The 22,330-nt window shown below is 64.2% G+C and carries 23 protein-coding genes; 6 read left to right on the top strand and 17 right to left on the bottom strand.

What is annotated here, in order from left to right; genetic code table 11:
• Positions 1–20 precede the first annotated feature (20 nt).
• The 4 genes from rplR to A8G08_RS17325 all read right to left on the bottom strand — a co-directional run bounded on the left by rplR (position 21) and on the right by A8G08_RS17325 (position 2,351).
• Positions 21–428: a 50S ribosomal protein L18 gene (gene rplR, locus A8G08_RS17340; protein ID WP_068276745.1), complete on the bottom strand. Its 408-nt coding sequence runs from the start codon at positions 426–428 to the stop codon at positions 21–23.
• Between the two features lies 1 nt (position 429).
• The gene (rplF, locus tag A8G08_RS17335; RefSeq protein WP_068276742.1) at positions 430–969 is read right to left on the bottom strand and encodes a 50S ribosomal protein L6; all 540 of its coding nucleotides are present in this window, start codon (positions 967–969) and stop codon (positions 430–432) included.
• A 12-nt stretch (positions 970–981) separates the two neighbouring features.
• Positions 982–1,380, bottom strand: coding sequence for a 30S ribosomal protein S8 (gene rpsH, locus A8G08_RS17330; RefSeq protein WP_068276739.1), 399 nt, complete (start codon positions 1,378–1,380; stop codon positions 982–984).
• A gap of 341 nt (positions 1,381–1,721) precedes the next feature.
• Positions 1,722–2,351, bottom strand: a complete 630-nt coding sequence (locus tag A8G08_RS17325; RefSeq protein WP_068276736.1) for a TetR/AcrR family transcriptional regulator — start codon at positions 2,349–2,351, stop codon at positions 1,722–1,724.
• 129 nt (positions 2,352–2,480) lie between these two features.
• Here A8G08_RS17325 and A8G08_RS17320 point away from each other — a divergent pair, with 129 nt between their 5' ends.
• Positions 2,481–3,509, top strand: a complete 1,029-nt coding sequence (locus A8G08_RS17320) for a Rieske 2Fe-2S domain-containing protein (protein ID WP_068276733.1) — start codon at positions 2,481–2,483, stop codon at positions 3,507–3,509.
• A gap of 39 nt (positions 3,510–3,548) precedes the next feature.
• Positions 3,549–4,634: an NAD(P)H-dependent amine dehydrogenase family protein gene (locus A8G08_RS17315; protein ID WP_068276730.1), complete on the top strand. Its 1,086-nt coding sequence runs from the start codon at positions 3,549–3,551 to the stop codon at positions 4,632–4,634.
• A gap of 89 nt (positions 4,635–4,723) precedes the next feature.
• Here A8G08_RS17315 and A8G08_RS17310 read toward each other — a convergent pair whose 3' ends face one another.
• Positions 4,724–6,262 carry an APC family permease gene (locus A8G08_RS17310; protein ID WP_068276727.1) on the bottom strand — a complete coding sequence of 513 codons (1,539 nt, stop codon included), beginning with the start codon at positions 6,260–6,262 and terminating at the stop codon, positions 4,724–4,726.
• A 202-nt stretch (positions 6,263–6,464) separates the two neighbouring features.
• Between A8G08_RS17310 and A8G08_RS17305 the strand changes: the two genes are divergently transcribed.
• The 3 genes from A8G08_RS17305 to A8G08_RS17295 are packed head-to-tail and all read left to right on the top strand — an operon-like array spanning position 6,465 to position 8,232.
• Entirely contained in the window at positions 6,465–7,133 is a 669-nt protein-coding gene (locus A8G08_RS17305) for a hypothetical protein (protein WP_157108629.1), read from the top strand.
• The gene (locus tag A8G08_RS17300) at positions 7,133–7,459 is read left to right on the top strand and encodes a type VII secretion target (RefSeq protein ID WP_068276721.1); all 327 of its coding nucleotides are present in this window, start codon (positions 7,133–7,135) and stop codon (positions 7,457–7,459) included. The genes A8G08_RS17305 and A8G08_RS17300 overlap by 1 nt, the downstream gene beginning before the upstream one ends.
• Positions 7,459–8,232 (top strand): hypothetical protein, encoded by a 774-nt coding sequence (locus tag A8G08_RS17295; RefSeq protein ID WP_068276718.1) that lies wholly within the window; start codon positions 7,459–7,461, stop codon positions 8,230–8,232. The genes A8G08_RS17300 and A8G08_RS17295 overlap by 1 nt, the downstream gene beginning before the upstream one ends.
• A 567-nt stretch (positions 8,233–8,799) precedes the next feature.
• Here the strand turns inward: A8G08_RS17295 and A8G08_RS17285 are convergent.
• The 5 genes from A8G08_RS17285 to rplN form a co-directional block, all read right to left on the bottom strand.
• A complete protein-coding gene (locus tag A8G08_RS17285; RefSeq protein WP_245672871.1) occupies positions 8,800–9,738 on the bottom strand; it encodes a hotdog family protein in 939 nt (312 codons plus the stop codon).
• 107 nt (positions 9,739–9,845) lie between these two features.
• A complete protein-coding gene (locus tag A8G08_RS17280) occupies positions 9,846–10,031 on the bottom strand; it encodes a type Z 30S ribosomal protein S14 (protein ID WP_068276711.1) in 186 nt (61 codons plus the stop codon).
• A 1-nt stretch (position 10,032) separates the two neighbouring features.
• A complete protein-coding gene (rplE, locus tag A8G08_RS17275; RefSeq protein ID WP_068276708.1) occupies positions 10,033–10,599 on the bottom strand; it encodes a 50S ribosomal protein L5 in 567 nt (188 codons plus the stop codon).
• Between the two features lies 1 nt (position 10,600).
• Positions 10,601–10,915 (bottom strand): 50S ribosomal protein L24, encoded by a 315-nt coding sequence (gene rplX, locus A8G08_RS17270; RefSeq protein ID WP_068276705.1) that lies wholly within the window; start codon positions 10,913–10,915, stop codon positions 10,601–10,603.
• Positions 10,915–11,283 (bottom strand): 50S ribosomal protein L14, encoded by a 369-nt coding sequence (gene rplN / locus A8G08_RS17265; RefSeq protein WP_068276702.1) that lies wholly within the window; start codon positions 11,281–11,283, stop codon positions 10,915–10,917. Before rplN ends, rplX begins: the two co-directional genes overlap by 1 nt.
• 312 nt (positions 11,284–11,595) lie before the next feature.
• On the opposite strand from rplN, the gene A8G08_RS17260 reads away from it, so the two are divergent.
• Positions 11,596–12,969 carry a SagB family peptide dehydrogenase gene (locus A8G08_RS17260; RefSeq protein WP_068276699.1) on the top strand — a complete coding sequence of 458 codons (1,374 nt, stop codon included), beginning with the start codon at positions 11,596–11,598 and terminating at the stop codon, positions 12,967–12,969.
• Positions 12,970–13,021: 52 nt separating this feature from the next.
• On the opposite strand, the gene A8G08_RS17255 is transcribed toward A8G08_RS17260, so the two are convergent.
• The 7 genes from A8G08_RS17255 to A8G08_RS27545 all read right to left on the bottom strand — a co-directional run.
• Positions 13,022–13,810 (bottom strand): ABC transporter permease, encoded by a 789-nt coding sequence (locus A8G08_RS17255; RefSeq protein WP_068276696.1) that lies wholly within the window; start codon positions 13,808–13,810, stop codon positions 13,022–13,024.
• Positions 13,807–14,595, bottom strand: coding sequence for an ABC transporter permease (locus A8G08_RS17250; protein ID WP_245672870.1), 789 nt, complete (start codon positions 14,593–14,595; stop codon positions 13,807–13,809). Before A8G08_RS17250 ends, A8G08_RS17255 begins: the two co-directional genes overlap by 4 nt.
• A complete protein-coding gene (locus A8G08_RS17245; RefSeq protein WP_068276817.1) occupies positions 14,592–15,539 on the bottom strand; it encodes a daunorubicin/doxorubicin resistance ABC transporter ATP-binding protein DrrA in 948 nt (315 codons plus the stop codon). Before A8G08_RS17245 ends, A8G08_RS17250 begins: the two co-directional genes overlap by 4 nt.
• Before the next feature lie 2 nt (positions 15,540–15,541).
• On the bottom strand, positions 15,542–19,891 hold the full coding sequence (gene nbtC / locus A8G08_RS17240; protein WP_084436432.1) for a nocobactin polyketide synthase NbtC: 4,350 nt from the start codon (positions 19,889–19,891) through the stop codon (positions 15,542–15,544).
• Complete coding sequence (locus A8G08_RS17235) at positions 19,794–21,113, bottom strand: beta-ketoacyl [acyl carrier protein] synthase domain-containing protein (protein WP_068276694.1); 1,320 nt, start codon at positions 21,111–21,113, stop codon at positions 19,794–19,796. The genes nbtC and A8G08_RS17235 overlap by 98 nt, the downstream gene beginning before the upstream one ends.
• Positions 21,110–21,865: a thioesterase II family protein gene (locus A8G08_RS17230; protein WP_068276691.1), complete on the bottom strand. Its 756-nt coding sequence runs from the start codon at positions 21,863–21,865 to the stop codon at positions 21,110–21,112. The genes A8G08_RS17235 and A8G08_RS17230 overlap by 4 nt, the downstream gene beginning before the upstream one ends.
• 8 nt (positions 21,866–21,873) lie before the next feature.
• A partial coding sequence (locus A8G08_RS27545) for a hypothetical protein (protein ID WP_169823325.1) occupies positions 21,874–22,330 on the bottom strand: 457 nt, incomplete at its 5' end.

The raw sequence follows: 22,330 nt of genomic DNA, 5'->3' as shown, positions 1-22,330 counted from the left end.
ATTCAGAACAGTGTTGATCATCAGAACTTCAACCCACCTTCGCGAGCGGCGTCCGCCAGGGCGGCGATGCGGCCGTGGTAATCGTGGCCACCGCGGTCGAAGACCACGGTCTCGACGCCGGCTGCCTTGGCGCGGGCGGCGATCAGCTCGCCCACCTTCGCGCCACGGGCCGACTTGTCGCCCTCGAGCGCACGCACGTCGTCCTCGATGGTCGAGGCCGCGGCGATGGTGCGACCCGCGAGGTCGTCCACCAGCTGTGCATGCAGGTGCCGCGACGAGCGGTGCACCACGAGGCGCGGCCGATCGGGCGTGCCCGAGATCTTCTTGCGAAGGCGGAAGTGACGACGCGTCTTCGAGAGACGACGCGCGGTCGAAGCATCCGTGCCGAGCGGAATCCGCTTGGCCTTCTGGTTTTCGGTCTGGCTCATATCACTTACCCGTCTTTCCGACCTTGCGACGGATCTGCTCGCCTTCGTAGCGAACGCCCTTGCCCTTGTACGGGTCGGGGCGACGCAGGCGGCGGATGTTCGCCGAAATCTGGCCGACCTTCTGCTTGTCGATGCCGGACACGGAGAACCGGGTGGGCGTCTCGACTGCGAAGGTGATGCCCTCGGGAGCCTCGATCGGCACCGGGTGGCTGAAACCGAGCGCGAACTCGAGGTCCTGGCCCTTCAGCGCGACGCGGTAACCGACGCCGTGGATCTCCATCTTTGTGGTGTAGCCCTCGGTCACACCGACGATGAGGTTCGACACCAGGGTCCGGGTAAGACCGTGCAGCGCGCGGCTACGACGCTCGTCGTCCGGGCGCGTCACCTCGAGCTCGCCGCTCTCGGCCTTGGCGACCGTGATCGGCTCGGCAACAGTCAGGGACAGGGTGCCCTTCGGGCCCTTGACCGAGACGTCCTGGCCGTCGATGTTGACCTCGACGCCGGACGGAACCGTGATCGGCTTCTTTCCAATACGCGACATGTTGTGCGCCCCTTACCAGACGTAGGCGAGGACTTCCCCGCCTACTCCCTGCTTGGCCGCCTGACGGTCGGTGAGGAGACCGGACGACGTGGAGATGATCGCCACGCCGAGGCCGCCCAGGACCTTGGGCAGGTTGGTGGACTTCGCGTAAACCCGCAGACCGGGCTTGGAAACGCGACGCACGCCGGCGAGGCTGCGCTCGCGGCTGGGGCCGTACTTCAGGTCGACGATGAGGGTCTTACCGACCTCGGCGTCCTCAGTGCGGTAATCGACGATGTAGCCCTCACGCTTGAGGATCTCGGCGATGTTCGCCTTGATCTTGCTGTGCGGCAGCTTCACCTGATCGTGGTACGCCGAGTTGGCGTTGCGCAGACGTGTCAGAAAGTCTGCGATCGGATCTGTCATGGTCATGGTTCGACCTCGACACCTTTCTCGCTGCGGTTCCCATGCAACACGGACACACTTTTTACAAGCGCGCCGCCGTGGGCCTACAACAATTCGGCTGGTCCGGCCAGCCCTTGCCGGCCGGAATGAGTGCATGTCACCTGCGGGTTTCACGGGCACAGCAGTGCACACGTCGCCCAGGCAACCGTTCTAGTGTAGGGAAAAGCCCAGCGTGAGCCAAATCGGCCCAGGTCGGAACGTCCGATCTCCATGACTCCCCGCCCGCCGCACACTTCCTGAGCCCACACGCTCCGGCACGCGGGAAGGTGTGCCGGCCAATAGGAAGTGTGCGGCGAAGCTCGAGGGCGCTACTTCACGTCCGGCTGGTACAGGTACGCGATGATCGAATTCGCCAGCCCTTGCCGCGCCTCCGCGAGATCCGAGTACGTGCCGAGTTGCTTCTCCGAGACGATGCCGCGCATGGCAGCCGGGAAGAAGGTGGCGACCTCGCGAACCTTCACCGGGTCGATCGCCAGATCGGCAAATGCCTTCTGGCAGGCCTCATTCCATAGCGGCTTCCATGAGGCCAGTTCGGCTGCGGTGCGTGGGTAGAGCCGCTCGAGCTCGGCGTGCTCGCGCGGCAATGCGGCGCGCAGGGTTTCGATCGCCAACGAATCGGTCGCGGTGAGCCCGTCGAACATCAGCTCGACCATGCCCTCGACCCGCTCGCGCAGCGACTGGTTCGGATCCACGCGCGCAGGCAGGTCTCCCCTGCGTTCGGCCGTGTAGTGCAGCACCGCCGCCCAGAAGCCGTCGATGTCGCCGAATTGGTATTTGAGCGCACCCCAGGTGACGCCGATTTCCTTGGCGATCCGGTTGCCGGATACAGAGGCGGGATCACCGGAGGCAAGTGAGCGCAGCGCGCCCTTGAGCATGCTTTCCCGGGTCGCCATGCCGCGACGGTTCGCACGCCTCCCGGTGACGCCGGCTTCGGTCATTTGCCCGATGTTAGTCGACAGAACCACCTCGTTTGCTATTTTCACAGAACCTTCTACGATTCGGCTATTGCAATAGTCGTAGAACCTTCTACGATTGCGAGGCAGGTCACACGAGAGGAGCGATCGGCCATGGCGAAGACGCCCTTGTCCATGAAGCCCACCGGCTGGTTTCAGGTGGCATGGTCCGCCGAGGTGGGCGTCGGCGAAGTACACAAGATGAAGTACTTCGGCCGCGAGATGATCGCGTGGCGCTCGGCCGACGGCGACGTCGCGGTGATGGACGCCTACTGCGAGCACCTCGGTGCCCATCTCGGCTACGGCGGACGGGTCGAAGGCGACCGGATCGTCTGCCCGTTCCACGGCTGGGAGTGGAACCACGAGGGCCGCAATGTGTGCGTGCCCTACGAGAAGCACGCGAACAAGGGCCGCCGAATCCGCAGCTACCCGGTAGCCGAGCTCAACGAGTCGATCTTCATCTGGCACGACGTCGAGGGCCGTGCGCCGTACTTCGATGTCCCGGATATGTTCGCCGCCTTCGGGGACGGTAAGACCGCCGCCGACTACTACCCGCCGATCCCCGGCGCGACGCTCTTTCGCGAACAGCTGGAGATTCACCCGCAATACATCATGGAAAACGGCGTCGACTTCGCGCATTTCAAGTTCGTGCACAAGACCCCGTTCATGCCGGAGTTCACCCGCCACGACTTCTCCGGACCCGTCTCGTTCGTCGACTTCACCATCGCGTTCGACGAGGGCGCGACACTCGAAGACGCCACCAGCGGAGTGGAATCGATCAACGCCGGGCTCGGCGTCTCGGTCACGAAGAGCTGGGGCATGGTCGAAAACCGCACCATGCCCTGCGTCACTCCGGTGGACGAGCACACCTCCGATGTGCGGTTCACGGTATGGATCGGGCGCAAGCCGGGCGAAGAGAACACCGACCTGAGCGGGTACGGGAAGGCCATGGCGGGCTTCGTCATCGATCAGTTCGAACTCGACGTCAACATCTGGCAGCACCAGCGCTACTCCGACCCACCCGCGCTGTCCCCCAAGGAATTCGAGGGCTTCCGCGCGCTGCGAAAGTGGGCCACCCAGTTCTATCCCGACACCCCCGAGTGGAGCGAAGCCCGCGACCTGTCCGCGGCACAGCCCTCCTGAGACGTCGACCAAACGGTGACAAGAAAGGCCGAAACTTCTATGAGCACTCAGCCAAGGATTCGCGTCTTCCAGGTGGCGACCGGCAACGTCGGCACCGAGATGATCAAGCGAATGGGCGAACACCCCGATCTCGAACTAATCGGATTGCATTGCTACACACCGGAAAAGATCGGCCGTGACGCCGGTGAGATCGCCGGGATCGCGCCCAACGGCGTGATCGCCACGGGGACGGTCGAGGAGATCATCGCCGCCAAGCCCGATGTGATGACCTTCCACGGCGTCTTCCCGGACGAGGATCTCTACGAGCGTGTGCTCGAGGCCGGCATCAATATCGTCACCACCGCCGACTGGATCACCGGCTGGCACCGCGACACCAACCACCCGCACCCGTCGGGCAAGAAGGTGTCCGAGGTGCTCGAGGCCGCCTGCCAGCGTGGCGGATCAACCTTCTACGGCACGGGCATGAACCCGGGCGTCAACCAGATCCTCGGTGTGGCGTGCTCGGCCGACGTCGCCGAGATCGAGAACATCACCACCATCGAATCGGTCGACGTTTCGTGCCACCACTCGAAGGACACCTGGATCGAGGTCGGCTACGGCCTGCCCGTCGATGACCCGAGCATCCCCGGGAAGCTCGAGAAGTACACCCGGGTCTTCGCCGACAGCGTGCTGATGATGGCCGACTGCTTCGGTCTCGAACTCGACGAGGTTAAGTTCGAGTACGAGCTGGGCGCCTGCACCCGGGACGTCGATCTCGGTTGGTACAAGCTGCCCAAGGGCTCGCTCGGCGGCAACTACATCAAGTACCAGGGCATGGTGGACGGCGTCGCGCGCGTCGAGACTCACCTCGAGTGGCAGATGACCCCGCACACCGACCCGAGCTGGGACATCAAGGGCTGCTACATCACTCAGATCCAGGGCGATCCGTGCATCTACAACAAGCACATGATCTTCCCGAAGCCCGGTGTCGACCTGTCGAATCCCGAAAACTTCGCCTCGATCGGAATGACCGTCACCGGCCTGCCCGCACTGAACTCGATCCGTTCCGTGGTCGCCGCACCGCCCGGAATTCTGACCAGTGCCGATGTGCCGCTGCGCGGTTTCGCGGGGCGCTTCAAGAAGTAGCGGTCACCGACCGAACCTCGCCGCGCACCTTTTCGTGGTGTCGCGCATGCCCAGGCGTGCGCGGTCACCCGGAAAAGTGCGCGGCGAGTTCAGTTTTCGGGGTGGTGCGGTTCGCGGTACCGGTCCGCCGGGTCGAGATCCGGGTTCTCGTCGTCGGCGAGGTGCTCGATATCCTTGAACTCCATCTTTTGGCCCTGCGCACGGTTGATCAGGTACGTGATCCCGGACAGCACGACGCCGATCGCCAGCATTACGCCCGCGATCTTGTACTGGATCATCTGCGCGGAGCTGCGCGCCCATGGCCCGGCGAGGAACAAGCACAGAATCGCGCCCGCCACCGGCACCCACACCGGCGCATGGAAAAATGCCTTCGGGTGCGGGCGCCGCTTGAGCACCAGGCAAGCGATGTTGACTATCGCGAAGACGCACAGCAGCAGTAGCCCCGTGGTTCCCGAAAGTGCGGCCACCACAGAGTTCTTCGACATCTGGTTGACCACGATAATGAGCCCGAGGGCCATGGCGGTGGTGAAAATGATCGCCGCCCACGGTGAGCGGCGGTTCGGCAGCACCGCGCCAAGTCCGGTGGGCAGCACCTGCTGACGAGCGAGTCCGTAGATAAGGCGACTTGCCATCAGCATGTTGATCAACGCCGTATTGGCGACTGCGAAAACGGTGAGATACGGGAAGATCTCGTCGATCGGAATATCCGGTGCACCGACGCGCACCACGTGCAGCAAGATGCCCTCGTCGCCGGAGTCGTAGTCGAGCGGCAACACCGCGATCACCGACACAACGACGAGCACATAGAACAGGCACGCGATGCCAAGCCCGGTAAACATGGTGCGCGGGAAGATTCGCTCCGGTTCCTTCGTCTCCTCCACCATGTTCACCGAGTCCTCGAAACCCACCATCGCGAAGAAGGCAATTGTGGTGGCGATGGTGACCGCGATGAACCAGCCCTTCTCGTTCGGGTCCTCGAACACCACCAGATTCGAGATATCGCCCTGGCCGGTGCCACGCCCGGCGGCGACGAACCCGATCACGATGACGATGACCAGTGCGGTCATCTCGACGATCGTGAGCACGACGTTGAACTTCACCGACTCGCCGACGCCGCGCAGGTTGATCAGCGCGAGCAACACCATGAAGGCGAGCGCGACGAAGAGCTGCGCGCCATTGCCGTCCGGCACGTCGAACCAGCCGAGTCCGTCGGCTTCACTGAACGTTTCGTGCAGTCCTTCGAGCAGATTGCCGGCCACCACGTTCGATGAGGTCGATGCGCTCGTGATGCCCGAGCAGATCACCGCGAACGCGACCAGGAAGGTGAAAAACTGAATGCCGAATGCCTTGTGCGTGTACAGCGCAGCGCCCGCCGCCTGCGGGAACTTCGTGACCAGTTCGAGGTAGGAGAACGCGGTCAGCGTCGCGACGATGAACGCGCAGATGAATGGCACCCATGCCATTCCGCCGACGTTGTCGATCATTTGGCCGGTCACCGCATAGACGCCCGCGCCAAGGATGTCGCCGACGATGAAGAGCAGCAGCAGACCAGGCCCGAGGACGCGTTTGAGCTCCGGATGCCCGGCGGGACCCGACTGTGGAGCGGAATTCGCTTCGGTTTGAGTCATCGCATACCTCCACCGTCTGCCTCAAACGAACGTAGCCGCTAGATACCCCGATTGGGGGGCGAAGGAACCAGGCCGTTATCGCAGCGCAAGGCGATGGATCCGCAGTCGGCTCCGGCGCGTCAAAGCCTATGGGCTCGAACCGAGGATCCGACGCAATCCTCTCGGTTGCGCAGCGCGCCATAGAACGCGAGAAGGGAATGGTGTGCCACCTAGGTATCTCGAATTCGGCGTTGGTTATGACGACGAGGACGAGGCCAACCACGCCCCCGTCCGGGCCGGGCAGCCGACTTCGGACACGTGGACGCCCCCGCAGCGGTCGTCGCTGGTCAGCGTGGAAATCGCGACCGATCGCCTGCCGACGAGGATCACGCTCGATCCGCGGTGGCAGAGCCTGTTCACCCCCGCGCTGTACGGCCAGTCGATCATGGACGCATACCGCTACGCGGTCTACGAAGCCGCGCTCGCGCTCGTCGAGTCGGGCCGCCGCCCGGAAAAGGATCGGCCTCGGATTCGCGACGCGGCTGCGCTGCTGCTGCAGAAACGCACCTACGACGAGTACCAGGAAACCTGGAACACGATCTTCGGGGCGCACACGTACACCGTGCACGGGCGCGGCTACAACCGGCATGACGAGCCCGGCCTGACGGTGGTTGCGACCACGTCGAGCCTCATCTCCATCACCATCGATCCGGAGTGGGCCGCGTCGGTGGACGCGTTCACCATCGCGACGGACGTTGTCGACTGCTGCGATCAGGTCCGCGCCAAGAAGCCACACCTGCCGCATGACGCGTATCTCGACCAGGAGTCGGACCAGGAACTGACCACCCGCCTCGTGCGCCACGAGCAGCAGCTACTGAGGAAGGAGAACTGATGACCGACGTGAAAGTCGAACTCGACCTGCTCGAGCGGGCATCAAAAACGTGGCACGAACAGGTCGCCGTCAAACTGACCGACACCGCCACCTCCATCGAGAACGTGAAGTACCCGAGGACCCAGTTCGGCATCTTCATCGAAACGTGGAATGCGTATGCCGCTGCAGCCCAATACATTCAGGAACGACTCCGTGAGGGCGCCAGCGCCGCGCAGCAGATCAGCGACACCCTGCATACCGTCGCGGCCAACTACGCCGCGCAAGAGGACGAGAACGCCCGCGGCTTGCAGGGCGTGGATGCGCAACTGCAGGAGTACACCATCTGATGGTCGACAAATTGGACTACAACGAGGTCAAGGACGACTTCGACAACAGACTCGACGAGATCAGGCAACTTCCGGACAAGCTCAACGACAATGTCGACCGAATCAAATGGATCAGCCCGGCGCTTTATCTGGCGATCACCCACGACCGTGACGCCGCCCAGGACCACCTGCAGAAGCTGATCGACACACTGATCGACGTCGGCGAGGGAATTCTCGCGCCGCTGCTGTTCATCGACTACGCGGCGGAGTGGCAGAAGATCGGCAGCAGTGCCCTATCGGCGAGCAATGCCCAGGGGAACTCGGAAGTGAGCCTGGAGGGTCATTGGGACGGCAAGGCCTACACGCGGTATAAGGACTCGTCAGAGCACCAAAAGACCGCCATGACCACGATGACGGAGGCGTGTCAGAAGATTCACACCGAACTGCTGACGCTGGCCCAGGAGGGCCGTAACTTCTACAAGCAAATCGTAGACAAGCTCGCAACGCTGCTGGCGGAGGTCGGAGTGGCGCTCGCGGAGGTCGCGTCGATCGTCGAGGCTCCATGGGGTATAGACAAATTCGGCAGCGCCATCGTCACCGCGGTCGACTTCGTTGTGACCACCGAGACGTCCTTCCTCGAAGTCCAATCGAAAGTGTGGATTTCGTCGAACGAACTGAAGAACATCGTCAATCACCCCGCCGGCTTCCCCACCGGCGACGACGGCAAGGACCACTGGCCGGCCTCGGTTGCGACCGGGTTTTCCGACAAAAAGGATTGGAAGCTAGCAGAGTAATGCGAATCTTCACGTTGGCGACGGCCACCTGGGCCTGCGCGATGCTGCTCACAGGCTGCGACACCGACACCCCAAGTATTGCGCTACCTGCTAGCTCGGCATCCCCCACCACCACGCCAGAGGAACCGTGCGCAAGGCCGAGTCCGTCTGCGTCAGACAGTCCCGAAGATAAACTCCTGACCGCGGAATTGAAGGATCTCGATCTACCCGGGAGGTCCTGCCTCTTCGCTGTTGTCACGTACGAAGGCCTCGGTGCACCGAACACTCTCGATGTCCACATTGACCTCAATGTTCCTGACTCGACCGGACCCGACTCCGTTCGATCTGCTGCAACCGACGTTGCGCACGCGTTGAAAAGGAGCGAGCTCGGGCCCAAGATCCACGAAGTTGTCGTCACCGACTGGGGTATCCAAACGCCAAAGGCCCCAACCACAAAGCGCCACTATCTCCGCGACGCGGCGTTCAATTTGCACCCGTGGGACGGAACACCCTCGAGGGAAGCCGAACTCGCAATCTGGGTGGAGGGCGTAAGCGACTGAAGCACAGGCGCATTGACTGAACTTGCGGTCAGCCCCCAACCCGCTGCAACGTCACTGTCGTCAGCGTGAGCAGCCGGTCGTCGTCACCCGCGTCGACGATCCGAATACTCAGCACGCTGTGATCGGCCGCGTCCCGGATCACCGTCCCGTACGACCTCGCCGGACCAGACCGCATTTGGGCCAGATAGTGCACCTGGATGTCAGTCGCGACCTGGTCGGGCCGCATCGCGTGTGCCGCAGCCTCGACGAAGATGGCCTGTGCACCGCCCTGGAGCGTGCCGATCGAGTTGAGGACAGCCGGGTGCTTGTCGAGCTCGAGAACCCCGCCGGCAGCGTCGAGCACACGAAAATCGAGCCGGGAGTAGATCGTTCCGTCGACGGGCACGCCCGGATGCTCCCGGAGCTTCCCGATCCATTTGCTTGGGGTGTAGGAATCGGCATCGCGCGCCGCGGAGCGTGGGAGACGGGCAAAGGTCACCAGACTGCGCGCGGCCAAAGTCGGCGCACCGTCGCGTGGGGCACCATCCGCAGCGTCGATCGCGTCGGCGGCCTCGCGCAGATCGGTGATGCCGTGGGCGTCGTAGACGTCAGCCGACACGACCACCGTCTTCTTGCCGGCACGCACGAGCCGACTGTCGACGATGACAGGCCCCTCGAGAATCGGCGCGACTGCATGCAGTGCGAGGTCTTGCGTGGCCGTCCAGTCCGGCTCCACGATCACGAGCGCTGGATCGGACGTCACGAAGTCGACGAGCGTCGTCAGAAACCCGAGGGAGGCCGAGCCCGCATGCGAGCGGAGCTTGTCGGTCAGCATGGCGCGCATGACCGAGCGTTCCCTCGACACCTGCAACGAGACGAGATCGAAGTCGGAGCCGAAGTGGGTTCGCGTCGCCGCTGCTGACGAGGCGGTAACGGGAACGGCATTCTCTTGATCGAGCATGCTTGCCATCATGACAGAGAATGCCATTTACATACAGCGGTCGCCGCCTCGAGGGGCGGCCGGAACGCAACGAGAAAGGGCACGGCCTCGATGAGACCGTGCCCTTCGTCGTTGTTCAGTTGAGTGGTGCTAGCTCACCAGGAGCTCTTGCGCACACCCGGAAGCTCGCCGGCGTGCGCCATCTCGCGCAGGCACACACGGCACAGACCGAACTTGCGGAATACCGCGTGCGGGCGGCCGCACTTCTGGCAGCGGGTGTAACCCCGCACCGAGAACTTCGGCTTCTTGTTGGCCTTGTTGACCAGTGCTTTCTTCGCCATCTCAGATCTCCTTGAACGGGAAGCCGAGGTGCTTGAGCAGGGCACGGCCTTCTTCGTTGTTCGTGGCAGTGGTCACGACGGTGATGTCCATACCGCGCGGGCGGTCGATCCGGTCCACGTCGATCTCGTGGAACATCGACTGCTCGTTCAGGCCGAACGTGTAGTTGCCGTTGCCGTCGAACTGCTTCGGCGAGAGGCCACGGAAGTCGCGGATACGGGGCAGCGCGATCGAGGTGAGGCGATCGAGGAACTCCCACATCCGGTCGCCGCGCAGCGTCACGCGCGCACCGATCGGCATGCCCTCACGGAGCTTGAACTGCGCGATGGACTTGCGAGCCTTACGGATCTCCGGCTTCTGGCCGGTGATCAGCTGCAGGTCGGTGACCGCGCCGTTGATCAGCTTCGCGTCACGGGCGGCGTCGCCGACACCCATGTTCACGACAACCTTGACCACGCCCGGGATCTGCATCACGTTCGCGTAGTTGAACTCTTTGTTGAGCTCGTCGCGGATCTCCGCGCGGTAGCGCAGCTTCAGCCGCGGCTGGACCTTGTTCTCAGTCGAAGTCATCTCAGATGTCCTTCCCGTTCTTACGGGAGATGCGGACCCGCTTGCCGTTCTCGTCAGTGCGGTAGCCAACGCGAGTCGGCTTGCCGTCGGAATCCACAACCATCACGTTCGAAACGTGGATCGAGGCTTCCTGGGTCACAATGCCGCCGGACTGCGCGCCACGCTGGTTGGCGGAAACGGCGGTGTGCTTCTTGATGCGGTTCACGCCCTCGACGAGGACCCGGTTCTCCTTCGGGTAGGCCTGAATGACCTTGCCCTTGGCACCCTTGTCCTTGCCGGCGATGACCAGCACCGTGTCGCCCTTGTGCACCTTCATCACAGCACCTCCGGGGCGAGCGAAACGATCTTCATGAACTTCTTCTCGCGCAGCTCACGGCCGACCGGGCCGAAGATGCGGGTTCCGCGAGGATCGTTGTCCGCCTTGATCAGGACGGCGGCGTTCTCGTCGAAACGGATGTACGAACCATCCGGACGACGGCGCTCCTTGACGGTGCGGACGATGACGGCCTTGACGACCTCGCCCTTCTTGACGTTTCCACCCGGGACGGCGTCTTTGACGGTGGCGACAATGATGTCGCCGATCCCGGCGTAGCGACGGGACGAGCCACCGAGCACACGGATGCAGAGAATTTCCTTCGCACCCGTGTTGTCGGCGACACGAAGTCGCGACTCCTGCTGAATCACAGCGTTCTCCTATGACCTGGCTTGTTCATGCGCAGCGGATACCGACCCGATACGCGTGGTCTGTTGCCATCCGAACGCGCGCCTGCCTGCGGTTTTGCACGCCACAAGGGGTTCGCTGCCGGATCGCGGACATGGAACACCCCGCAAGCAACCGCTCAAGTCTAGGCGAACACGCTGGTCAACTCCAAATCACCCTTGCGTGACTGGGCCTACCCCAACGGATGGAGCGCAATGTAGGTTAGCCTTACATACTCGACGAGATCCAGCCTACCTTCGCCGCACAGGCGAGTTAATCCGCAAAGGTTGCCCGGTTTGTCCGCCGTCACGTATCCAAACCAGACCAAATTTGCACTGCGCGCAGGCGTCACGTGCCTAACCACGCCCGCTGGCGCCGTACTGCTGAATCCGCCGCGCAACGAGAAGCTGACCGGCTTGACCGCGGGACTCCTCCAGGCACTCAAGACACTGAACCAGGGACCGGCAACGGTGGCCGAGATGTCCACTGCCGCAGACGGAGCCGACGTCACCGGACTGATGGCCCGGCTGACGGACGGTGGCTGGTTGTCGGTCACCGTGCGCGACGGCGGTGTCGACCTGTACACGATTCATCCGTTCGGGCAGCCGGCGCCGCGTCCGGACACGCCGCTCCCCACGTCGATGACCCTGTCGAAATTCGCTGTCCTACACCGCGATTCGGAGGGATTCGTCCTCGAACACCCTCGGGGTTGGAGCGATTTGCGAATCCACGATCCGCGACTGCTCGCCCTGCTCGACGGCCCGGATGGCGCAGACGTCACCCTGCCGGCCAGCGTCACACAGCAGTTCGCGCAGGATCTTCGGTGGTGCGGCTTCCTGGTTTCCGACGCGAAGGAAGAAGATCGCGAGTTCGCCACACGAAGCTGGAGCACGCCCGATCTGTGGTTCCACCGCCGCAGCACACTCGGCGAACGCACCATCACCTGGGAGCATTTCGGCCCGACCAAGTGGGCGAAGGGTCGGTTCCCGCAGCCACCGGCGCGCAAGCCGCATTATCCATCCGAGTCGATCACCCTGCCTGCGGTGGACATAGCGCTCAAGCGAGTCGAAGGCCCGACCCTGACCGCTGTCCTCGAAGACCGGGTTTCAACGCGGGCCTTCGACGACGACAGGCCGATCACTGTCGACCAGCTTGCCGAATTGCTCTACCGCACAGCGCGGACCCGCAGTTCGAAGCCGTCCGACGAGGGCGAGGAACTGATCTCTCGGCCCTATCCGTCGGGCGGCAGCGTCTACGAACTCGAGCTGTACCCAGTGGTGCGCAGCGTCGCCGGACTGGCGCCGGGGATGTATCACTACGACTCGTTCGACCACGTGCTGCGGCCCGTCGCAGCGGCCGATTCACCCGCGGTGAAACGGCTCGTGAAATCGACTTCGGCGACCTTGGCCGCAGGTGCCGAACCGCAGATCCTCCTCGTCATGGCGGCCCGGTCGGGCCGGATCATGTGGACCTACGAAACGGTCGCCTACGCCACGATGCTCAAGCACGTGGGCGTGCTGATGCAGACGCTCTACCTCGTGGCAACCGACATGGGGCTCGGCGCCTGCGCCCAGGGCTTCGGCGACACCGCCGCGTTTGCGACGGCCGCAGGCGTGGACGAACTGGAAGAGTGCAGCGTCGGCAGCATGATCATCGGCTCGGCGCCATGATCTCGCTGCCGCTCGACGCCATGATCTCGCTGCCGGTTAGCTTCGTGGCCGGTTAGCTTCGCGCTGCCTTGCGGTAGCCGCGGACCGCGAGAGTGCCGAAGACCGCGACCAACCCGGCCGACCACGCGACCGTGTAGAGCAGCGGCGTGGCGATCGCGCCACCGAGGGTGAACCCGCGCATGGCGTCGACGGCACAGCTCATCGGCTGGTAACGGACGACAGGCTGCAGCCAGCCCGGATAGTCCTGGACCGGAACGAAACCGGTGTTGAAGAACATCGCGAGCAGCACCAGGATTGCGAAGAGCTCGACGACCTTGTCGCCGACGGCACTGACGCCGATTGCGACGACCAGCGGGGTGAACCCGGCGATCACGATGATCGGCACCACCAGAGAACCGAGCATCCCCGCCCAGCCGTGTTCGAAGCGCAACCCGAGCACGACGCCGAGCAGGAGCACTACGACCGTCGCCACCGCAGCGCGAACACATTCGGCGAGCAGTCGGCCGACGAGTCCGGTAGCCCGGTGAATCGGCAGAACCCAAAACCGGCGCAGCAGACCGCTTTCGCGCTCCTTGAACAGCGACGAACCGGTGCCGGTCGATCCGTAGATCGCGCCGGCGATAGCAATCATCGGCACGAACCCGTAAATGGGATCGTCAGCGGCGTCGCCAACACCTGAGCCAAGTGACTTGCCCAGCACCAGATCGAACATGAGGAGCAGCAGAATCGGCAGCGCCAGCGTCGTCGTGATCACTTCCGGCTGACGCGACCATCGGCGGAGCAATCGACCGGTCTCGAGCAGGCTCCCCGCCGAGAGCGAGCCGCGGTAAATGTCGTTCATGATCTCCGTCCCTGCGCGCCGACGGCCAGCACGGCGCCCACCAACAGAAAGGCCGCAATCCAGATCGCGGCGATGCCGAGCGACGCATCGAAACGGCCGTCGGCCAGGCCGCGCAACGCCTCGGTGATCTGCGATATCGGCTGGTTACGGACCAGCGGTTGTATCCAGCCCGGAAAGCCCTGAACTGGGACGAACCCGGTCGACGTCATGACCAACAGCAGGATCGGGCCGAAGAGGACGGTGCTGGCGAGTTCGGAGTTGCGTGTGTATGTGCCAAGCGCGTCGGTGATGATCACCATCGCCGCGCCGAAGCTCAAGATGAGGATCAAGAACACCAGTGCCGCGCCGAGGGCGTGGAACCGAAACCCGAAGATCGAACCAATGACAAAAGCGCCCGCGAGCGAAACCACAGCGCGCAGCACGTTCGCCGACATCCGGGCCGTAATCGGAATCCACGCGGGCACCGGCATCGCACGCAAGCGCGTTGCCATTCCCCCGACGATCTCGCGCGCCGCGCGGTCACCGGCGAACATCGCCGACAGGAACATCGCGTATACCGCCACCAGCGGCAGCAGGTACTGCGCGTAGTCGACTCCGTCGGATTCCATCGACCGCCGCAACGGCACGTAGAAGCAGATGTAGATCACCAGAGGTGCCGCGAATGCCACCACGAGGTCGCCCTCGCGCAGCGTGGTGCGAATGCTGCGCGCGGTCAGTGCACTCCACTGCATTCGAGCCGGAACATGCAGTACACCAATTGTTTTCGTATCGGAACCGATGGTCACGCTGACACGCTCACTGCAGGCCTGGTCAACTCGATGAAGACCTCGTCCAACGACGGCCGGCGCAAGGCGATATCGATCAATTCGATACCTGCGGCGGTGATCCGGCTGAGGGCTTCCGACAACGTGACCGCTCCGTTGGGCGCCGGGAGTGACACCCGGTCCGCCGACTCGGCAACGGTGACCACACCCAAATCCGACAGCGCCGCGACCAACGCGGATACCTGACCGGAGTCGACCGGAACGACCTCGCAATAGCTCGATCCCGATCGCGCCTTGAGCTGATCGGCGGTTCCCTCGGTGATCACGCGCCCCTTGTCGATGACGATGATGTTGTCGCTCAGCGCATCTGCCTCTTCGAGGTACTGCGTAGTGAGCAAGATCGTCACGCCTTGCTCCTTCAGCGATCGCACCAAGGACCACAGGCTCTGGCGCCCGACCGGGTCCAGGCCCGTGGTCGGCTCATCGAGAAAGACGACCTGCGGCGGACGAACGAGGCCGCAGGCGATGTCGATACGGCGGCGCATACCGCCGGAGTACTGGCCGACCCGCCGGTCGGCGGCGTCGGTCAGGTCGAACTGTTCGAGCAGTTCCTGGGCACGCTGCGCGGCAGCCTTGCGATGCAGGCCCATCAGCCTGCCGAACAGGACCAGATTCTCTCGGCCGGTCAGCACTTCGTCGAGCGCGGCGTACTGACCGGTGAGCATGATCGACGACCGCACCTGCGCCGCTTGATCGACAACGTCGTACCCCGCGACCGTGGCGCGCCCCGAATCGGGCTCCATGAGTGTGGCGAGGATCGACACCATGGTCGTCTTTCCTGCCCCATTCGGACCGAGCACCCCGAGAACGCTTCCGGTTGGAACGCTGAAGGTGATGCCCTGCAAGGCTTTTACCGCACCAAAGGTCTTCTCGACCGATTCCACGACAATGGCATGGTCCGGCATGATCACACCCCCGTTCCGCGGATGGCGACGAAGACGCGCTGATCGAGCATGGCGACGGGATGGTCCCCGTCTGGCAGCACGAGCGCAGGAGTGAGACCCACGGCGGTCAGCTCGTGCTGCCATTCGCGTTCGGTCAGGAAGATTCGGTCGGTTCCGGCCCGCACATCACTCAGGCCAGCATGCGGCTGACCCGAGGCGGGCGACATCAGGAAGTGGACCGATGTCAGCAACTGACAATGCGCGTGGCAGGTCTCGATGATCACCACCGCACCACCGGGATTGAGCAGATCGTGCACCTGTTGCAACGTGTGCCGGATGTCGAACGCGTTGTGCAGCACGTTGGCAGCAATCACGATGTCGTGACGCGGTTGCTGCGCCAGATCCGCATTCATGTCCATGATTCCGTAACGCATCCACGGATAGTCGGCGAATCGCTTCTTCGCCGCATCCAGGAAGAACGTGGACACGTCGGTGAAGTGGTACTCGACGGGCAGTCCGGACACCGCAGCCGTCACATCGTCGGTGGTACCACCGATCCCTGCACCCACTTCAAGGATGCGGACCGGCGAGCGATCGCTGCGCAAGCCCTCAACGAGATCCGCCACCGCTCGGCCGGCCGCGAGGTTGATGTAGCGGGCGCTCAGATTGTCCCGATAAGCGGCCTCAGCAGTCGACATGTCCCCATTGGGGAACAACAGTTCCTGCACGCGAATCCGGTCCTGGGCGAGCTCGGTCAGGTTCTCGTTCGCCGCGGAAAGGAATGCCGCGAGTGGTGGGGTGTAACCGAGGTCGGTCGTCACGTCGAGCAGCGACCGGCGGGTCGGCGACGGCACGGGCCGCACATATCGGTAGCCGAGATCCTGGTCGTACTCGAGACAGCCGTTCTCGGTGAGTGCCAGCAACCACTGCCGCAGCAACCATCGATGCCGCTCCGCGAACTCCATTCGGGTCGCGATCTCGTCGACCGAGCGCGCCTCCTGCTGCGAAAGCGCAGGTGCCAGAGTCGACAGCATCGCGTCCAGCCCGAACAGGTCGATGTCCCGCCGGGCGGACCGGAAACGATCGACATCGATGGGGCCCGTAACGGCCTGCTCGGCCGCCAGGCGTGCCCATGCGACACGATCCACAGGCTCGGGCTCGGCGGCACTCGGCACGGCACCGATCATGCGAACTACGTCGTCGAGGGATGCCCCACCGATCAGGTCCGCAACCGGCAGTTCGCACCCGAATTCGCTCGCTACCCGCCGACGAAGCTCCAACGCCTGCAACGAGTCCAGACCAATGGACACCAGCGATCGCGTGCTGTCGATCGTGTCGAGATCGTCGGCGCCGATGATCTCGGCAAGCAATTTCACGAGGCATTCGCGCACCTCGGTTGCGGCGATCACCCGGCCGCTGTCCGCGACCGGGAGGGGCGCAGAACCGGCGACGCTGGATGGTGTCACCAGGCCGGAGAGCACGGGACCGTAGCCGAAGGCACCGAGGACCTCGCGGCCGCGATCCCAGTCGAACGCGGCCACGATCGCGTTCGCGCGCAGCCCGCCGAGCCCGAGTTCGATCGCATCCGCGGAACGCATGGGAAGGTAGCCCACCTCAGCGAGACTCGTGAGGTCGGAGGCGTCCCGGCCCTGGAATACCGCCCACTGACCCCATTGCACGGACACACAATCCAGCCCGTTGGCCCGGCTGCGGTACGCGAACGCATCGAGCGCGCGGTTGGCGGCGGCGTAGATCGCTGTTCCGCGCCCGCCGAGCGTCGCCGCCAGCGAGGAGCACAGCACGACCTGGCAATCATCGGTCCTGGCAAGGGAATTGAGCACGTTCTCGAGTCCGACGATCTTCCCCCGCAACGCGTTGTCGACGCGATCGGGAGTGATCTCCGCCAGGTCGAGCACGGCGACAGCGGAGTTGTCGGCCGCCGCGTGAACAATCAGCTGCGCAGGCGCATCCCGGAGCTCCTCGGCCAGCCGCGCAACGGCGCCGCTGTCACCGATGTCGCATGAAGCGACCCGAATCTCGGTCGCTCCGAGCGCACGAATCCGCCGCAGCCGCTCTGCGACCGCCGCCGTCTCCCCCGACCTGCTGACCAGCGTGACGCGCCGGGCGCCCCTGCGCGCGAGGTCCTCACAGAATTCGAGCCCGAGACTGCCTGTACCACCGGTGATCACGACGTTCTCCGGCGCTGCCACGGCGGCAACGGAAGGGTCGGCCGCGACGAGCCGCTTCGCGTACAGATTGCCGTCGCGCAGCGCCAACTCCGGCTCAAGCGCCGTATGCAATGCCGCGAAGATCGCGGTCACCGACTCGGATCCAACCTGGCCGGGAGCGAGATCAAGATGCCGGAACTCGATACCTGGGTATTCGGTGCCCACCGCACGGAATCCCGCAGCAGCCGCGGCATGCACCGGGTGCGGCGCGATGTCGGTCGGGAGTACGGCTTCGCCGCCGACGGTGACGAGCCAGTACTCGGTCACCGACGAGTCGGGCTTGGACCACCAGCCGCGATCGCCGAAGAACTCCGCGGTCGCAGCGACTGCCGTCGATCCGTCCATGTCGGGCAGGGCGGGCAGAAGCGTCACGATCGTGTCGAATTCAGCTGTATCTGTGCGCGAGTGGCTTCGCCCCTCGACGGTGTCGCCGTTGATGAGCCGCGCTGTCAGGCCTTGGCTCGACGCGTACTCACCCAGCGCATCGACGAGTTCCGTGAGGCCGCCGGTGTGGTCGACAATCCCGAGAGAGCGTGGCGCGGTCATCGAGCGTTGCACGAGCCGGACCCAGTCCTCGGACACTAGCTGCGTGGCCGGCGCGGCGATCGGGTGGACAAAAGCGATCGGCTGGACCGGGGCGACCGGTGCCGGTGCTTGGGTGACGACGTGCCTCGTCGACCCGGCGTGAAGGTCCCACGGCAACCAGAGCGCCGTCTCGTTCATCCGTACATTCGGGAAATCTGGCAGTGGAAGCCGAACGGGGGCGTCGGATTCCGTGCGCAGGGTGTCCCACCGGTAGTTCAGATCGCGGACTGCCAGGGTCGCCAGGTTGCGCGTGAACTCGGCCAGATCCGTTGCCGTCCGATTGGACGTACCGGTCACCGTGGCAGGGTGGGCCGCGAGGTTCTCCTCGACTGCCAGCTGCAACGTCGGATGCTCGGCGAGTTCGATGAACGTGTCGACGTCCCGCTCGACTGCCGCGCCGATGGCTCTGTCGAACCGCACCGGGTTGCGCAGATTCCAGAACCAGTACTCGTCGACCGGAATGTCCGACGTGACCGGTCCACCGAGAGTTGCACCGAAGCATTCGATATCGGTGTCGAGGAAGTGCGAGTTTTCGAGACGCTCGGTCACGGCGTCGCTAATCACGTCGCGGAACTCGTTGAGCATGCTCGTATGCGCCGGGTACCGGACCCGGATGAGGCGGGCGAACCGGCCGCGTTCGGTGAGCACGTCGACGACGTTCCCAACGGTTTCGCGATCGCCGGAGATCCCCATCATCCGTGGCGAATTGACGACCGATACCTGAGCCCAGCCCGACTGCCGTGCGAGCAGTTCCTCACACTCGTCGCGATCGGCGGCGACGACCGCCATCGCGAATCTGTCCGAGGAGATCTTGTCGACGGCGCGCGCCCGCGTGCCGACGACGACGATCGCGTCGGACAGGGTCATCGCGCCTGCAAGGTACGACGCAGCGATTTCGCCTTGGCTGTGGCCTACGACGGCGTTCGGCTCGATGCCCACCGATCGCCACATCGCGCCGAGCCCGACCATCTGCAGGAACAAAGCCGGCTGAACGATTCGAGCGCTGTCATCGGCCTCGGCGTCGGCGTCGAGCAGGTAGCGCAACGGCGATTCGCCGAACAGCTCCTCGAAGATCGCGGCACAGCGGTCCACCTCGGTGCGGAACGCCGGCACCCGGTCGTAGAAGAGCTTGCCCATGCCGGGGCGCTGGCTCCCCTGTCCCGGCAGCACGTAGGCGAGCCGGCGCGCCGCAGCGGGTTCGGCCGTGCTGACGACCAATGGGTGTTCGCGGCCGCCTTGTACCGATTGCAGCGCCACGAGCAGTTCGTCCCGGTTGGTCACCATCGCAAGCGCGCGGTGGCGCCGCGCAACGCGCGTGCGGAACAGCATGTCGGCGATCCGCTCGGGCATAGCCTCGGGCCGGTCGCTGACGTAGGAATGGAGGGCTGCGGCCTCTTCACACAGCGTTCGTGGAGTATCTGCCGACAGCAGGACCGGGATCGTTCCGTCGGGCAGTCGATAGCTAGAAATCGGCGTTCTCCTCAGTGACGGGCATCGCGATGATGGCGTGCGCGTTGGATCCCGACGCACCGAACGACGAGACGGCGCCGTAGCGGACATCGTTCGTGGGCTCCCATGGCTGTAGCTCCGTGGCGAGCCGCAGGCTGGACCGGTCCCAATCCACTCGCGTGGTGGGGTTTTCGGAGTGCAGCGTCGCCGGAATTCGACCGTGCCTGCCGGCGAGCAGCAGTTTGATCAGACCGAGCATCCCGGCAGCGGCCTGCGCATGGCCGACATTCGACTTCACCGAGCCGAGCAGCGGGCGCGAACCCGTTGCACCGTAGGTGTTCTGCAGGGCGGTGAGTTCGATGGGATCGCCGGCTCTGGTTGCAGTGCCGTGACCCTCGATCATCTTCACATCGGCAGGGTCGATGCCCGACTTGTCGATGGTCTTCCGAATCATTCGTTCCTGAGCCTCGGTGCGGGGCACCAGGATCGGCCTGCCCTTGCCGTTGTGGTTGGTGTGCGAACCGAGGATGCGGCCGTATACGCGATGCCCCAGTCGCCGGGCACGCGACTCGTGTTCGACGACGACCATGCCCGCGCCCTCACCCCACAAGGTGCCGGTGGCGTTATCGGCATAGGCCCGGCAGTGCCCATCGGTGGACAGCGCGTTGTGCTTCGAGAACTCGAAAAATGCTGCCGGGGAGCCCATCACACTTACCGCGCCGGCCAGCGCCCATTCGCAATCCCCCTCGCGCACCGCGGCGGCAGCCAGATGGAGCGCTGTCAACGACGAGGCGCAGGCGGAGTCGACGCACATCGTCGGTCCGATGAGTCCGAGGCTGTGCGACACCCGCCCGGCGGCGCTCAGCCCGAAACCGATGACGCGATTCCCGCTGTACTCGTTCACTTCCGCGCAGCGCGGTCCGTACTCCATCGGTGAACAGCCGATGAAACATCCGACGTCCTCGCCCTCGAGGGCGCCCGGATTGATTCCCGCGTTCTCGAGCGCGCGCCAAGCTACTCGTAGCGCCACCCGCTGCTGTGGATCCGTCGCGAGAGCTTCACGCTGTCCGATTCCGAAAAAGGCAGGGTCGAACTGGGCCGCGGCGTCGAGGAATCCTCCTGCGTCGCGCACCTCACTCCAGCCCTCGATCTGGTAAGTGGACAGCAGTTCCTCGAGCGGCCAGCCTCGATCTCGTGGGAGCGGACCGATCAATTCTTCCGACGCCGCGAGCGCGGACCAGTAGGACGTGGGACTGTCGACTCCACCCGGCGCCTCGACGGCCATACCGGCGATGACGATGTGGTCGGTATCCCGCGCGATCGCAGTGGTCATCGCTGCGCCTGCTTCGACAAGATCTCCGCGAGCGCATCGATATGACTGTTCAAATAGAAGTGCCCACCCTCGAACATCGTGACCTCCACGTTCTCACCATGGTTGTGCCAGCCGTGCAGATCAGCCATGGAGACGATCGGGTCCCGGTCACCACCTATCGCGTGGATCCGGGTGCCGATCCGAATGTCCGGCGGACAGGTGTATGCCTCGGCGGCTTTGTGATCGGCTTTGATGGCAGGCAATGACATTCGCATGATCTCGCGGCTCGCCATAACGTCCGAATCGATTCCCTCGAGCATGGCGAGGTGATCGAGCAGCTCGTCGTCGTCATCGGGAGTGCGCTTGCGGAACGCGCCTCGACTGGGTGGCACCGCGGCTGAAACAGTCGCCTGGCGCACGTCAATTCCCGCTGCCGTTGCGAGCCTGACGAATTCGAAGGAGACCATGGCGCCCATGCTGTGCCCGAAGGTGACGACCGGCACGCCGCGGTTGTAACCGGATGCCTGGAATTCGGCGAAGGCGCCGGCGGCGATCTCCGGCAACGAGGCCAGGGCCGGTTCCTTCACACGGTCCTGGCGTCCCGGGTACTGGAAGATGATGACGTCATAGTGCGCGCTGAGCGCCTTCGACAGCTCGCGATACGCGGACGCTCCCGAACCAGCGTGCGGAAAGATCAACAGCGGCAGCCGTTCCGGCGAATCCGGCTTGTGAAACTTCCGAATCCATCCCGGTTTGCGCGTGGCAGTAGTCACCAAAATACTCAACTTTCAGGATTCGTCGCGGCCAGGAGAGCTGCGACACTGCGATTCAAGAGTCCGGACAGTCGGTCGATGTCGGACTGGTCGAACATGGCGTCGCTCCAACGCCACGTGATCATCAATTGGGGACCCTCCGCCGTGGTCTGCACAGCGGCGATGAGACCGAGCGAATAGCGCAGCGGCAGATCGGGTTCGGGCGCGATTGGCATCGCCCGCACCAACACCGGATCGGTCACCATCGACCACGCCCGACCGCTCTGCCCGCCGAGATCGACCCGACCCAGATAGTTGAATTCGATCTCGGGTTCGTGGGCATCGATCAGCCCGGGAACACCGAGAACCGAATGCAGCAAGCCGAAATCGAGTCCCTGCTCGGGCACCGACGCGATATGGGCGCGGACGGAATCCAGCAGGGTGCGCCCCAGTTTTGGATCCGCCTCGGCGCGTTCCACATCGATC

This window comes from Aldersonia kunmingensis, from assembly GCF_001646865.1.
Taxonomy (GTDB): Bacteria; Actinomycetota; Actinomycetes; order Mycobacteriales; family Mycobacteriaceae; genus Aldersonia; species Aldersonia kunmingensis.
This window is presented reverse-complemented; position numbering and strand designations above follow the sequence as displayed.

Bases quoted from the DNA above. Each gene is read 5' to 3' on its own strand.
- rplR (WP_068276745.1), bottom strand. From the start codon at position 428: ATGAGCCAGACCGAAAACCAGAAGGCCAAGCGGATTCCGCTCGGCACG.
- rplF (WP_068276742.1), bottom strand. From the start codon at position 969: ATGTCGCGTATTGGAAAGAAGCCGATCACGGTTCCGTCCGGCGTCGAG.
- rpsH (WP_068276739.1), bottom strand. From the start codon at position 1,380: ATGACCATGACAGATCCGATCGCAGACTTTCTGACACGTCTGCGCAAC.
- A8G08_RS17325 (WP_068276736.1), bottom strand. From the start codon at position 2,351: ATGACCGAAGCCGGCGTCACCGGGAGGCGTGCGAACCGTCGCGGCATG.
- A8G08_RS17320 (WP_068276733.1), top strand. From the start codon at position 2,481: ATGGCGAAGACGCCCTTGTCCATGAAGCCCACCGGCTGGTTTCAGGTG.
- A8G08_RS17315 (WP_068276730.1), top strand. From the start codon at position 3,549: ATGAGCACTCAGCCAAGGATTCGCGTCTTCCAGGTGGCGACCGGCAAC.
- A8G08_RS17310 (WP_068276727.1), bottom strand. From the start codon at position 6,262: ATGACTCAAACCGAAGCGAATTCCGCTCCACAGTCGGGTCCCGCCGGG.
- A8G08_RS17300 (WP_068276721.1), top strand. From the start codon at position 7,133: ATGACCGACGTGAAAGTCGAACTCGACCTGCTCGAGCGGGCATCAAAA.
- A8G08_RS17295 (WP_068276718.1), top strand. From the start codon at position 7,459: ATGGTCGACAAATTGGACTACAACGAGGTCAAGGACGACTTCGACAAC.
- A8G08_RS17285 (WP_245672871.1), bottom strand. From the start codon at position 9,738: ATGGCATTCTCTGTCATGATGGCAAGCATGCTCGATCAAGAGAATGCC.
- A8G08_RS17280 (WP_068276711.1), bottom strand. From the start codon at position 10,031: ATGGCGAAGAAAGCACTGGTCAACAAGGCCAACAAGAAGCCGAAGTTC.
- rplE (WP_068276708.1), bottom strand. From the start codon at position 10,599: ATGACTTCGACTGAGAACAAGGTCCAGCCGCGGCTGAAGCTGCGCTAC.
- rplX (WP_068276705.1), bottom strand. From the start codon at position 10,915: ATGAAGGTGCACAAGGGCGACACGGTGCTGGTCATCGCCGGCAAGGAC.
- A8G08_RS17255 (WP_068276696.1), bottom strand. From the start codon at position 13,810: ATGAACGACATTTACCGCGGCTCGCTCTCGGCGGGGAGCCTGCTCGAG.
- A8G08_RS17245 (WP_068276817.1), bottom strand. From the start codon at position 15,539: ATGCCGGACCATGCCATTGTCGTGGAATCGGTCGAGAAGACCTTTGGT.
- nbtC (WP_084436432.1), bottom strand. From the start codon at position 19,891: ATGTCCGCTACGGCGCCGTCTCGTCGTTCGGTGCGTCGGGATCCAACG.
- A8G08_RS17235 (WP_068276694.1), bottom strand. From the start codon at position 21,113: ATGACCACTGCGATCGCGCGGGATACCGACCACATCGTCATCGCCGGT.